The sequence below is a fragment of the Caballeronia udeis genome, assembly GCF_001544555.2.
Lineage (GTDB): Bacteria > Pseudomonadota > Gammaproteobacteria > Burkholderiales > Burkholderiaceae > Caballeronia > Caballeronia udeis.
Genome location: NZ_FCOK02000066.1, coordinates 20,459 through 32,902, shown reverse-complemented (window position 1 = coordinate 32,902; position 12,444 = coordinate 20,459). Strand labels below are relative to the sequence as shown.

Here is a 12,444-nt window from a genome sequence, read left to right as displayed (position 1 = left end):
CGCGCCGGCCTCACTACATTTCGGGTCGCAACTATCGATTATAAGATATCAATAGTCCGCCGACTGCGACCGGACAATGCGACCGGAGGATTTTAGTGATCGGCGGGAACGGGGTAAAGGCTGCGCCACATGTACCAGGTTGCAACGGTACGCCACGGTTCCCAGTTGGCTGCGACTTCGCGCGCTTCGCTGCGGGTCACGGGTTCGCCGCTGAAATAGTTCACGCTGATGGCCTGGATCAGGCCGAGGTCGTCGAGCGGCAGGACATCGGGGCGCGACAGGTTGAAGATCAGGAACATTTCCGCTGTCCACCGGCCGATGCCGCGAATCTGCGTCAACTCCGCGATCACGGCCTCATCTTCCATTGATGTCCAGCTATCCACGTGCAGCGCGCCGGAAACGAAATGCTGCGCGACATCGAGGATATATTCGGACTTCCGCTTCGATAACCCGCACGACTGCAACTTCACCGGCCCCACCTTGATGAACTGCTGCGGCGCGAGCGTCGGGCACGCGCCCTCAACGCGTTTCCAGATAGCCTGCGCGGCTGTCACGGAAATTTGCTGGCCGACAACCGACCGCGCGAGCGTGGTGAATGGATCGTCGCGATTGATCAGATGCACCGGGCCGAACTTCGGAATCAGTTTCTTGAGGATACGGTCACGCTTGACGAGATCGGCGCATGCCTTGTCCCAATACTCGGGACGCGCCGCTTCCGCCGACAAGCCGGGCGTCTGCACCGGCACGGTTTTCTCGGCGGTGATCGTACGCGACTTGCGGACAATCTCGCCGTCGTTCTGCGGCGCGCGTACGAGTGCCTGCGCCTCGTCGGCGCCGATGCCGGTCTCGACGGCTTTCACGCCGAGCGCACCATTGGCGTCGCCGCCCGCCTTCTTCGGCGACACTTTCGGCGCCGCTCCGCGCACCGTCTTGCGTGCGCGAACGAGACCGTTCGACTTAGCGGCGCCGTCGTGCGCCACGCCATTGACCGCGCGTTTCTTCGATGCAGTCTTGCGTTCTCCGTCGTGACCAGCGCCGTTGGCGAGCTTCGCCTCGGGCGTCGATACCTTCGACGTTTTCACTTGCGCACGCCGCACGACCTTGCTCGCGGGCGCTGCGATACTTCCGGACGCGGCTCGTTTAGCCGGCGCCTTCCTGGCCGTTGCCATCATGCCTCCTACCTGGCGAGTCGATCAAAGGGAACGAGAGGCGTTCAACTGCGACGCCATTCGGTCAACCCACCCGGTTTGTCTTCAAGTGCAATCCCGGCTTCGAGCAATTCCGCGCGAATCCGGTCTGCTTCGGCATAGTTCTTTGCCTGCTTCGCAGCAACGCGAGCGGCGATCTTCATGTCTATATCGGCAGGCGTGAGGTTTTCTGCACCTTCTTTGCCACCACTATCGCGACTGCTGCGCGGCGTGTCCTGAAGGAACGCTCGCGGCTCACGCTCCAACAACCCGAGCAAAGCGGCCAGTTCCTTCAATTGACGTGCGAGCACGGTGTCCTGCGAGCGATTCACTTCGCTCGCCAATTCGAATAGCACGGCGACCGCGACCGGTGTGTTGAAGTCGTCGTTCATAGCCGCGCGAAAACGTTTCGCATGCGCTTCGTTCCAGTCGAGCGGAGCGGCATCCGGCGTCACGTCTTTCAACGCTGTATACAAACGCGTGAGCGCCCCACGCGCATCTTCTATATGAACGTCGCTGTAATTGAGCGGCGAACGATAGTGTGCCCTTGCTATAAAAAAGCGCACGACTTCCGCATCGAATTTTTCGAGGACTTCGCGGATGGTAAAGAAGTTGCCGAGCGACTTCGACATCTTTTCGCTGTCGATCTGCACGAAGCCGTTGTGCATCCAGTAGTTCACGAACTGAACGCCCGTTGCCGCCTCACTCTGCGCAATTTCATTCTCGTGGTGCGGAAACTGCAGGTCCTGACCGCCGCCATGAATGTCGAAACGATCGCCCAGCAAGGTGCAGCCCATGGCCGAACATTCGATATGCCAGCCCGGCCGGCCGCGTCCCCAGGCCGAGTCCCAGCCTGTGTCCGGCGGCTCTCCTTCCTTCGCGCGTTTCCACAATACGAAGTCGAGCGGATCTTGCTTGGCGTCATTGGCGGCCACACGCTCGCCCGCACGCAAGTCTTCGATCGACTTGCCCGACAGCTTGCCGTAGCCCTCGAACTTGCGCACCGCATAGTTCACGTCGCCGTCTTTGCCTTGATACGCGTAACCGTTCTGCACGAGCGTCTGGATCATGCCGAGCATCTGCGGAACGAAGTCGGTCGCACGCGGCTCGAGATCGGGACGAGCAACGCCGAGCGCATCGAGATCGTCATACATGGCCTGGATGAATCGCCCGGTCAGCGCCTTGATCGACTCACCGTTTTCCACGGCGCGACGAATGATCTTGTCGTCGATGTCTGTGATATTGCGCACATAAGTCACGTTGTAACCCAGCGTGCGAAGCCAGCGCTGGACAATGTCGAACACGATCATCATGCGTGCGTGCCCGACATGACAATAGTCGTACACCGTGATTCCGCAGACATACATGCGCACTTCTCCGGCACGGAGCGGCACGAAAAGTTGCTTGTCACGCGCTAGCGTGTTGTAGATGCGCAATGAGTTCATAAGCGATGGTGCGTGGGCCGGGACATCCGTGTTTCGACTGCTGGCCAATGTTGTGACGACGGTTGTGACGGCGTGCTGCATGTCCGCGTTCGTTCGCATTCGTTTCCGGCTACCGATGACAACGGTGCATTGTGTGCTGCTGCGGTCCATGCTACAGGTAGCCGTGGAGCGAGAGCAACATCAAGAACGGCGATGAAGCCAGCGACGAGAACGACGTCGACGCGAACATCAGCGAGTGGCACGATCCCGCACGATCCCGCACGTTCAACATGTTTGACCCGGCCCGGCTTCGAACTTGAAACGCTGGGAACCGTGCGCGCCGCCGCAAGAAACATGACAGTCACGTTGCGATCAAAACGGAGGCGGCCGCGAGTGGCGTAAAGACTGTCTGGACGTTCAGCGGAACGTTGCAGACGTTTTGTTAGAATGGGTCGGAGTATAACATCCAGACTAGAGCCTATGAAACCTTCCAGCGGCCGCGCGTCAAGCGTTGCCAAGCTCGCGGCGACCGCCCTTGCAACCGTCACATTCGGACTTGGCGCAACGTTTTTGGCGGCTACGCCTGCGCTTGCACAAGTCTCCACCGCCACCGCGGACGACACGCCTGCCATCGACCTGGCAATCTCGCAGAAGCAATGGCCGAGTGCGCTGGCTCAACTGGACGCGCGCCTGAAGACCAAACCGCGCGACGTGCAAGCCAAGTTCAAGCGTGCGACGGTGCTCGCGCGTTTGAACCGGGACGACGAGGCCATTGCGGCGTTTACCGAGCTCACCCAGGCCTACCCCGAACTGCCCGAGCCGTACAACAATCTCGCAGCGCTCTATGCCAAGAAGGGCCGCTACGACGAAGCACGCGTAGCCCTCGAAACGGCGACAAAAGCGAATCCGAGCTACGCGCTGGCCTACGAAAACCTGGGCGATCTATATCTGCGTCTCGCGAGCGAATCGTACAAGCGGGCCCAGGCGCTCGGGTCGAAGAGTCCGTTGACGGCGCAACGCGTGGCCGACATCCAGAAGATCGTGTCGCCGCCACCGCGCGCTCACCCGGAAGCGGCAGCTGCGGCGGCCGCCGCATCAGGCGCGTCGCGTGTACCGGCCGCTTCGGCGCCGGCCGCGGCTTCGGCGGCAACGGCCGCGTCTTCGTCGAGTGCAACCTCTAATGACTGGACGGGCACGACGTCGGGCACCACGTCCACCAACGACATGTCGTCACCGCTTTACTCGCCGTTCTCCGGACCCAGCGTGCCGCTTTCGACTACACCTTACTTCGCGCCCACGAATCCATAATCCGATAATCCGGCAGGATCGAACGTTCAGACGTCCATGCACCGGAATGGTTTGAACGTTCGGCAAGTCTTCACCCGTAGCTGCTCCAACCAGAGGATCGATTGCTCATGAAAAGTTTGTTGTTGGCGCTCGGCAGCGCTGCACTCATCGCCCAGGCGCCCGCCTTTGCCCAGTCGTCGCAGACTGCTGCTCACCCTACGGTGCTGCTCAAGACTTCACAAGGCGACATCAAGGTCGAGCTGTATCCTGAGAAGGCGCCGAAAAGCGTCGCCAATTTTCTTGACTATGTGAAGTCCGGCCAGTACAACGGCACGATTTTTCATCGCGTGATTCCGGGCTTCATGATCCAGGGCGGCGGGTACACAACCAGCTTCGTCGAAAAACCCACGCGCGCCCCCATTCCGCTTGAAAGCAAGAACGGGCTGAAGAACGCGACCGGCACGCTCGCCATGGCACGCACGAGCGATCCGGACTCGGCAACATCGCAGTTCTTCATCAATACCGTCGATAACACCGGCCTCGATTACCCCAACGGCGACGGCAACGGTTATGCCGTGTTCGGCAAGGTGGTCTCGGGCATGGACGTTGTGAAGAAGATCGAAGGCACGCCTACCACCACGCGCGGCCCGATGGCCGATGTGCCGCAAACGAACGTGGTGATCGAGTCGGCCAGCGTGGTCGGCAAGTAAGCGGCACAGACAGCCGGGGAACCAGTCGTCGCCACTCGCCTTCGTGGCGGGCTGGCATCGCTCTGGCATGAAGCAGGCATACGCCGTGCGCGTCGCGTATGGCCTCATCTACTCTTGAAAAGGAAGGGAACTCATCATGGTCGAACTGCATACGAATCACGGCATCATCAAGATCGAGCTGAACGCGGAGAAAGCGCCCAAGTCGGTCGAAAACTTTCTGAACTACGTAAAGAAAGGTCACTACGACAACACGGTGTTCCATCGCGTGATCGACGGTTTCATGATCCAGGGCGGCGGTTTCGAACCGGGCATGAAGCAAAAGCCGACGGACGCGCCTATCGACAACGAAGCGAACAACGGCCTGAAGAACGAGCACGGTTCCGTCGCCATGGCGCGTACCAACGACCCGCATTCGGCCACAGCCCAGTTCTTCATCAACGTCGGTGACAACGAGTTCCTGAACCACTCGTCGCCGTCGCCGCAAGGCTGGGGTTACGCGGTATTCGGCAAGGTCGTGGACGGCCTCGACATTGTCGACAAGATCCGCAAGGTCAAGACAGGTTCGAAGGGCTTTCATCAGGACGTGCCGGTGGATGACGTCGTGATCGAAAAGGCTGTCGTCGTCGGGGAATGATCGACTCGGCGCACAGCGTGATCGAAACAGCCGAAACAGCCGAAACAGCGGGCGCGAAAGATACAGCGCGCCCGCTGTTTTTCATTTCCGATCTTCATTTAAGCGACGCCATTCCGCACACCGTGGCGGCGTTCGAGCATTTCATCGAGGTGACGGCGAACGATGCCGACTCGGTGTTCATCCTCGGCGACCTGTTCGAATTCTGGGTCGGCGACGATGTGCTGGATCGAGCGGTGCCCGGCCCGCGCGCCGCGTTCGCGAGGCGCATGACAGCGTTGATGCATACGCTGTCCGAACGCGGCATTGCGCTGTACGTGATGCACGGCAACCGCGATTTCCTGCTCGGCAAGCAGTGCATGCGTGCCTCGGGAGCGCTGCCGCTACCCGATCCGTTTGTTATCACGGCATTCGGCACGCGCATCGTGGTGGCGCATGGCGATGCGCTCTGCACTGCAGACCCCGCTTACCAGCGCTTTCGCCGGTTTGCGCGTAACCCGATTGCGCAACAACTATTCCTGAGCCTGCCGCTGAAGCTGCGTTTATCGATCGCGGAACGCATGCGATCGACCAGCGAAGACGGCAGGATGCGTCCGGCACAAGCGAAATACGACGTGACGCGCGAAGCCGTGGCGAAGCTGTTCGCCAGCACCGGCACTCATACGATGATCCACGGCCACACGCACTTGCCCGCGCGTCATCGGGAAACGGATGGCGTACGCTGGGTCATGCCTGATTGGGAACTGGATCACGGCGAGCCACGCGGCGGATATCTGCGCGTGGACGCCGAAGGCATCCGGGCGTTGCCGCTCGTTTGAATTCAGGCGTGAGCTTCCTTCGTGCTTTCGTGCCAGCGCCCGATGGAAACAATAGAAACCCACTGCCGTTTCAGCGCCGCGCCGCTTCGCCTTTCATTGCATCGGAGAGACGTTTCAGATCGATGAACGCGGCATTCTCGACGCCGCTGATTGCATCTATACGCGTGCCCAGTTTCTCGAGCGCCGCGACAATCTCATCTACACGATGCGCTTGCGTGGACGCGTGATCGATCAGGCCGTGGATGGCAAGCGACACGGGATCGTCGGCGTTCGGCGTGATGCCGTATGCGCAGAACGCCGCACGCTCGGGCAGGCCCGAGTCTTTTTGCACGGGTTTGATGGTTGCCGGCATGACCACGCGCGCCGGATTGCCCACGGCCGTTCCGCCCGCCGGAACGGGCTTTACCACGACCGCGTTCGACCCGATCTTCGCTTCCGCGCCGACCGTGAACCCGCCGAGCACTTTCGCGCCCGCCCCGACGATCACGCCGCGCTCAAGCGTCGGATGCCGCTTCGCGCCACGCGCAAGTGATGTTCCGCCAAGCGTCACGCCCTGGTAGATCGTGCAGTCGTCGCCGATTTCCGCCGTTTCGCCCACCACCACGCCCATACCGTGATCGATGAACACCCGGCGCCCGAGGGTCGCGCCCGGATGGATCTCGATGCCCGTCATGAAACGCGCAAACTGCGAGACAAACCGCGCGAGCCACCGCCAGCCGGATCCCCAGCAAGCGTGCGCGATCCGGTGCAGCACGACGGCGTGAAAGCCCGGATAACACGTCACGACTTCCCAGGCACTGCGGGCGGCGGGATCGCGCTCGCGGATGGCGGCGATGTCTTCGCGGAATCGATTAAACATGGCGGTGGCTCTGTGGGTGACCGGGGTGCCGACCCTCGAATGCGCGGCTCAGCACGGATTCGGGAATCGATAGTTCGATTTCCGCAGATTGTAGGGCGAGCCGTGGAAGTTCGCTGCGATGCCCCCGCTGGCAAAGCGGTCAGGGCTGGGCGCTGATAGGGGCTGCGCAATGCCCCAGCGGCGCCCGAAGGCGGCGCGCAGTTTGTCTTCGTCGTTGCCCGGCGGGATAAAAACGCTGCTCCCCGTGCTTTTGAGGCGCTGTCAGCCGCCCTATTGCTTAATCTTCAGAAGAATATGCTTGGCGATACCACGCAGGATATTCACCTCCTCGTGCTCCAGTCCCGAGCGTGAGAAAAGCCGCCGCAGCCGCGACATCAGTTTCTTCGGATTGGCCGGATCGAGGAAATCGAGCGCGACCAGTGCCTGCTCCAGATGCGTGTACATGCCTTCTATCTCGTCGCTGGACGCGCTGGGGGCGGCCGTCGACGCACTGACCGTCGCGGGGGAGAGAGACGTTGCGACCGTCCGGCCGAGCAGCGCAAGCCGCAGCTCGTACGCAAGAACCTGCACCGCCTGCGCCAGGTTGAGCGAGCTATAGGCCGGATTCGCCGGGATGTGGGCAAGCGCGCTACAGCGCTCGACGTCGGCATTCGACAAACCTACGCGCTCGTTGCCGAACACCAGCGCAATAGCGCCCGAATTTCCGCCGCGCCCCTGCCCCACGAACTCGCAGGCCTTTTCCGCCGCGGCCCGCGGCGGCATCTGCGGCGGGCCGTATTCCCGCGAACGCGCCGTCAGCGCAATCGACCAATGCACGCCATTCAGGGCGTCAGCCAGCGTTTCGACGACTTGCGCCGACGCAAGCACGTCGTCGGCGCCGCTTGCCATCGCGATCGCTTCCGGCTCGCGAGTAACAAACGCGATTTTCGGGGCGACGACGACCAGCCGGGAAAATCCCATTGTCTTGAGCGCGCGTGCAGCCGCGCCGACATTGCCGGGGTGGCTCGGTTCGACCAGCACGAAACGGGTCGATGCAAAAGCGTCGTCCGGGCGATCCGGGGAATTTGATGAGGGGTTCAGGTCCAAGGGAAAACGCTTGCCGGAAGGTTGAAAGAGACGTCATGGTATCGCCGCGCGGCCTGTCCGGCGACATAAGCTGCCCCAAGCATGACGCGCCGGCGGCCGACTCGGGTAAAATAGCCCGTTCGCGTGTGTCCACTGTTGCAAGCCGCTGTAATCAGGCGTTATTGCAGGTTCAAAGAAGGCACGCGCCCCGCTCTTCTTCAATTCGTTGCCGTCGACACACGTCGTTTTTGCCCGCTGGTTTGGGCCGTTTTCCGTTCGGGGCTGGGACTTTATGCGCGTGCGTGGAGCGCAGCCGCCGGCCAAAGGACTATTTTCATGCATCCGATGCTCAATATTGCTGTCAAGGCCGCTCGCCGCGCCGGACAGATCATCAACCGCGCGTCGCTGGACCTGGACCGTATCCAGGTCAGCAAAAAACAGCATAACGACTTCGTGACGGAAGTCGACAAGGCCTCCGAGGCAGCGATTATCGAAACGCTGACCACCGCCTATCCGAAACACTCCATCCTCGCAGAGGAATCCGGCGTGCAGGACAAGGATTCGGAGTTCCAGTGGATCATCGATCCGCTCGACGGCACGACCAACTTCATCCACGGCTTCCAGTATTACTGCGTCTCCATCGCGCTCGCCCACAAGGGCATCATCACGCAAGCGGTTGTATACGACCCCACCCGCAACGACCTGTTCACTGCGTCGCGCGGCAGCGGTGCTTACCTGAACGAGCGGCGCATTCGCGTGGCAAAACTAGATCGCCTCAACGACGCGCTGGTCGGCACGGGTTTCCCGTTCCGCGACGGCGCGGGCCTTGAAGCGTATTGCAAACTCTTCTCGCAAATGACCGAAGCCTGTGCCGGCTTGCGCCGCCCTGGCGCCGCTGCGCTGGATCTGGCAAATGTGGCCGCAGGCCGGCTCGATGCGTTCTTCGAGCAAGGTATCAGCGCTTGGGACGTGGCGGCGGGCAGCTTGCTGATCACTGAAGCGGGCGGGCTGGTAGGCAACTACACGGGCGAATCGGATTTCCTGCACAAAAGCGAGATCGTCGCGGGCAACCCGAAGGTCTATGCGCAGATGATCAAAATCCTCGATCCGTTCACCACCACGCGCCAAAGCGCGTAACGCTCGGAAAAGGCGGCTGCGGCCGCCTTTTTTATTTGCGCGCGGCCACCGCGCCGAACTCCGTACGCACGGTCGCGGCGGCTCCACGCCGCCTTGGGACGCGTCCCGGAACGCTCTGCGACCGTCCGAAAGGCTAACATTCGCCCGCGCAATTCTGCGCGCAGCCGCCGGCTCCGCTAAAGTGTCCTGCTCGCCGTCCGCGGCATCCCACACCCTTTCTGCCGCCGTTGCTCCCTGTCTAATGAAAAAAGGCTTCTATACGATCATTGCCGCGCAGTTCGTTTCGTCGCTCGCCGACAACGCGCTGCTGATCGCCGCCATAGCGATGTTGTCAGTGATGCATTCCGCGTCGTGGGTCACGCCGCTGTTGCAGATTTTCTTCACGGTCTCGTACGTGCTGCTCGCGCCGTTCGTGGGGGCGTTCGCTGATTCCATCCAGAAACGCCATGTCATGTTCGTCTCCAACGCGCTGAAAGCAGGGGGTTGCGCGCTGATGATCCTCGGCGTGCACCCCATGATCGCGTACGGCGTGGTCGGCCTCGGGGCCGCGGCCTATTCCCCGGCGAAATACGGCATCCTCACCGAGCTCCTGCCGCCCGACAAGCTCATACCGGCCAATGCATGGCTGGAATCGGCGACAGTCGGATCGACGATTCTCGGCACGGTGATCGGTGGTGCGCTGGTCAGCCAATACGTTGAGCACTTTGTGAGCGGCGCGCATCTCGTGCTGATCCGCTCGGCAGCCGACGCCGCCATGTTCGCCGTCATGGTCGTTTATGCCGCGGCTGCGCTAATCAATATCGGCATTCCCGATACCGGTGCGCGATACCCTAACCGGCTGAAGGAGCCGTCGAAACTCGTCGGCGATTTCACCCATGCATTCAGGGTGTTATGGGGCGACAAGCTGGCGCAGATCGCATTGTGGGTCACGACCTTGCTGTGGGGCGCGGCGGTCACGTTGCAACTGTTGGTGCTCAAATGGGCAGCGGCGAACCTGGGCTTGTCGTTGTCGAAGGCAGCGGTTTTGCAGGGCGTGACGGGACTCGGTATTGCAATCGGCGCGAGTGCCGCCGCCACGTGGGTACCGTTGCGCAGTTCGCTCAAGGTCCTGCCGATCGGTTTAGTGACAGGTGCAGTGGCTGTCAGCATGGCGTTCTATAACAAGGACCTGTTTCCGGCAGGTTCCGGCGTGCAGATCGGCCCGCTGTTCGCACCGCTTTATATCCTGGGCGCATATCCGCTGATGATTTTGCTGGGTACGCTGTCGGGCTTTTTCATCGTGCCGATGAACGCCATCTTGCAGCATCGTGGTGCGACCCTGCTGTCCGCCGGGGCTTCCATCGCGGTTCAGAATTTCAACCAGAACCTCGCCGTTTTGTCGATGCTCGGCGCGTACGCGCTCTTGCTGACGACCAACCTTCCGGTGGAGTGGATTATCGTGGTGTTCGGCGTGTTTATCTGCCTGATGATGTGGCTTGCGATGCGGCGCCATGCACGCAATGAGCGGACGGTGGATTTGGGCGCGCTGGTTCAAGAGTGACGAGGATCAGAGTGCGGGAACGAAATCTGCTGCATGTTTTGCTCGGCCGGCAAGAAGTCACGCGCTTCGCTGAGTGCGTGGGTTGAAATAAACAAACGAAACGTCAAAGGAGCTGCAAATGGGTCTATTCACACGTTCCACACTGGATAGCAACATCAATGGCGCGGCCAAGGTGGGTCATCGCGCGGTTCAGGGTGCAAGCGACGCGGTCGATACCGCCAGCGTGCAGTTGCGCGGCCTGCTCGACGACCTCGACAGTTCAATCCGCGATGCGAAAGACATCGACGTGGACAAGCTGCGCAAAGACTTGCAAGCCAAGCTGAAAACGGCACGTGCCCAGTTCGATGGTTCGTCTTCGGCCATTGCCGGACGGCTGAACGACGCCGCCGGTTATGCCGATGAATTCGTGCACGACAAGCCGTGGCATACGCTTGGCGCTGTCGCAGGACTTGCGCTGCTGGTCGGGTTTCTGGCGGGACGATCCTGATCGGTCTTGTGTTGGATTCGAGGTAAAGCAAAAACGCCGGCATTGCCGGCGTTTTTGCTTTTGGAGACGCGTTTCATACCGTCCGCACGCGTAGCGAGAATTGCGCCCGGTCCCGCGTTGGCCATCCGGTCAGGGTTCCCTCGTTTAGCCCACGCGGTAGGCTGATGTCTTGGCACTTCGGCGCTGCAACGACCACACATCTGCAACGCTTTCAACGCGCCGAAGCTGTCAACAACAACCTGCATGTTTCATAAAAAATTTATTTCTTCTCCCCTCCAGGTTTCACAGGCGAAGAATCCTTAACAAGCGTACGCTCCTTACGTCAGCACAGTAGGACTAATGAAAGCGATAGCTCAACTAAAGACAGCGCAAATTCTTGACCGAATCAACGCTCTCCAGACAAGCACTTCACACTACTTCAACTCTTCGCAATTGACCGCTCCCGTACGTGAATGGCGGGAGATCAACGAGATTGATTCGCTGATGAAGGTAGACGCGTGCGCTGCCTGGGAAGCAGTCGGCGCATGGAAAGGTCTCGCTGGAGACGTCACGGGAACTGAAACCGCTTTTGCGAACAGCATTCGACTGGGAAACTCCGGTTCGAACCGCGAAAACTGGATGATAAACCGCCTGAACCTAGGGCTGTTTTCTGCCGCTCAAAGCCTGTACGCGGCGACAGGACATCCTGAAACAGGTTACTTCACGCTGTTGCTCGAGGACGGCTACAAAGCCGGCGCGATTGAGCAAGCAGCTTCGTTCATCGAGAGGGCTAGAGAAATGCGCATCAAATGGGACGAGAATCAAGTCCATGAAGTCACGAAGGCGAACGCCATTCTTCGTCACGCCGGAATTTCGGATCAACAGATTGGGCGGCAGCTCGACGTGGCCGGTGTGGTTCTCCGGCGCCATCAGATCCGCCCGAACGGATCGGTGCTCGTAACGTCGGCGGACGACTTTTTTAGCGGCGTCACTTACTCTCTCGCGGTACCCGTGGGAGCCGAAAAAGCGTTCGACATGAACGTGGAATTAGCGAGAGCTGAAGATAAAGCGGGCATCAGCAAGAACGTTGCGTTCGACGTCGTCTTTGAGGCGGTGGCATCGTGAGTTCTACGCCCCGAGAGCTGGTCGAGTGCGCTGCAGAGTTGCTGAAGCGCGCCTTAGACGAACCGCAGTATCGCGCGGTGTGCAGTCGCGCGTACTACGGTGCATTTCATGCTGCCAATACGTTTCACAATGCACTCTCCGCGCCAGGATCGGTGGGAACCGCGCGGGGCGTCATCAGCAGTTGATCTCTCAGTT

12 protein-coding genes are annotated in these 12,444 nt (G+C 60.6%); 8 read left to right on the top strand and 4 right to left on the bottom strand.

From position 1 onward, the window contains the following. Positions 1-92 precede the first annotated feature (92 nt). The gene (locus AWB69_RS33595) at positions 93-1,169 is read right to left on the bottom strand and encodes a DNA-3-methyladenine glycosylase family protein (protein WP_062091124.1); all 1,077 of its coding nucleotides are present in this window, start codon (positions 1,167-1,169) and stop codon (positions 93-95) included. Positions 1,170-1,213: 44 nt separating this feature from the next. Next, entirely contained in the window at positions 1,214-2,632 is a 1,419-nt protein-coding gene (gene cysS, locus AWB69_RS33590) for a cysteine--tRNA ligase (RefSeq protein WP_062091146.1), read from the bottom strand. Between the two features lie 426 nt (positions 2,633-3,058). On the opposite strand from cysS, the gene AWB69_RS33585 reads away from it, so the two are divergent. From AWB69_RS33585 to AWB69_RS33570, 4 genes are all read left to right on the top strand, one after another. Then, positions 3,059-3,919, top strand: a complete 861-nt coding sequence (locus AWB69_RS33585; protein ID WP_082913699.1) for a tetratricopeptide repeat protein — start codon at positions 3,059-3,061, stop codon at positions 3,917-3,919. Positions 3,920-4,026: 107 nt separating this feature from the next. Then, the gene (locus tag AWB69_RS33580) at positions 4,027-4,608 is read left to right on the top strand and encodes a peptidylprolyl isomerase (RefSeq protein WP_062091122.1); all 582 of its coding nucleotides are present in this window, start codon (positions 4,027-4,029) and stop codon (positions 4,606-4,608) included. A 136-nt stretch (positions 4,609-4,744) separates the two neighbouring features. Further along, a complete protein-coding gene (locus tag AWB69_RS33575) occupies positions 4,745-5,242 on the top strand; it encodes a peptidylprolyl isomerase (RefSeq protein WP_062091121.1) in 498 nt (165 codons plus the stop codon). Beyond that, positions 5,239-6,057, top strand: a complete 819-nt coding sequence (locus AWB69_RS33570) for a UDP-2,3-diacylglucosamine diphosphatase (protein WP_082913698.1) — start codon at positions 5,239-5,241, stop codon at positions 6,055-6,057. The genes AWB69_RS33575 and AWB69_RS33570 overlap by 4 nt, the downstream gene beginning before the upstream one ends. Before the next feature lie 70 nt (positions 6,058-6,127). On the opposite strand, the gene cysE is transcribed toward AWB69_RS33570, so the two are convergent. Further along, positions 6,128-6,916, bottom strand: coding sequence for a serine O-acetyltransferase (gene cysE / locus AWB69_RS33565; protein WP_062091120.1), 789 nt, complete (start codon positions 6,914-6,916; stop codon positions 6,128-6,130). A gap of 270 nt (positions 6,917-7,186) precedes the next feature. Next, the gene (locus AWB69_RS33560) at positions 7,187-8,002 is read right to left on the bottom strand and encodes an RNA methyltransferase (protein ID WP_062091119.1); all 816 of its coding nucleotides are present in this window, start codon (positions 8,000-8,002) and stop codon (positions 7,187-7,189) included. 315 nt (positions 8,003-8,317) lie between these two features. Between AWB69_RS33560 and AWB69_RS33555 the strand changes: the two genes are divergently transcribed. From AWB69_RS33555 to AWB69_RS33540, 4 genes are all read left to right on the top strand, one after another. Further along, on the top strand, positions 8,318-9,118 hold the full coding sequence (locus AWB69_RS33555; protein WP_062091118.1) for an inositol monophosphatase family protein: 801 nt from the start codon (positions 8,318-8,320) through the stop codon (positions 9,116-9,118). 241 nt (positions 9,119-9,359) lie between these two features. Then, complete coding sequence (lplT, locus tag AWB69_RS33550) at positions 9,360-10,658, top strand: lysophospholipid transporter LplT (protein WP_062091117.1); 1,299 nt, start codon at positions 9,360-9,362, stop codon at positions 10,656-10,658. 118 nt (positions 10,659-10,776) lie between these two features. Next, entirely contained in the window at positions 10,777-11,145 is a 369-nt protein-coding gene (locus tag AWB69_RS33545) for a DUF883 family protein (protein ID WP_062091116.1), read from the top strand. A gap of 339 nt (positions 11,146-11,484) precedes the next feature. Further along, complete coding sequence (locus AWB69_RS33540) at positions 11,485-12,249, top strand: hypothetical protein (protein WP_062091115.1); 765 nt, start codon at positions 11,485-11,487, stop codon at positions 12,247-12,249. The last annotated feature ends 195 nt before the right edge of the window (positions 12,250-12,444 follow it).

Coding starts and splice junctions, on each gene's coding strand:
- AWB69_RS33595 (WP_062091124.1), bottom strand. CDS start 1,169: ATGGCAACGGCCAGGAAGGCGCCGGCTAAACGAGCCGCGTCCGGAAGT.
- cysS (WP_062091146.1), bottom strand. CDS start 2,632: ATGAACTCATTGCGCATCTACAACACGCTAGCGCGTGACAAGCAACTT.
- AWB69_RS33585 (WP_082913699.1), top strand. CDS start 3,059: ATGGGTCGGAGTATAACATCCAGACTAGAGCCTATGAAACCTTCCAGC.
- AWB69_RS33580 (WP_062091122.1), top strand. CDS start 4,027: ATGAAAAGTTTGTTGTTGGCGCTCGGCAGCGCTGCACTCATCGCCCAG.
- AWB69_RS33575 (WP_062091121.1), top strand. CDS start 4,745: ATGGTCGAACTGCATACGAATCACGGCATCATCAAGATCGAGCTGAAC.
- AWB69_RS33570 (WP_082913698.1), top strand. CDS start 5,239: ATGATCGACTCGGCGCACAGCGTGATCGAAACAGCCGAAACAGCCGAA.
- cysE (WP_062091120.1), bottom strand. CDS start 6,916: ATGTTTAATCGATTCCGCGAAGACATCGCCGCCATCCGCGAGCGCGAT.
- AWB69_RS33555 (WP_062091118.1), top strand. CDS start 8,318: ATGCATCCGATGCTCAATATTGCTGTCAAGGCCGCTCGCCGCGCCGGA.
- lplT (WP_062091117.1), top strand. CDS start 9,360: ATGAAAAAAGGCTTCTATACGATCATTGCCGCGCAGTTCGTTTCGTCG.
- AWB69_RS33545 (WP_062091116.1), top strand. CDS start 10,777: ATGGGTCTATTCACACGTTCCACACTGGATAGCAACATCAATGGCGCG.
- AWB69_RS33540 (WP_062091115.1), top strand. CDS start 11,485: ATGAAAGCGATAGCTCAACTAAAGACAGCGCAAATTCTTGACCGAATC.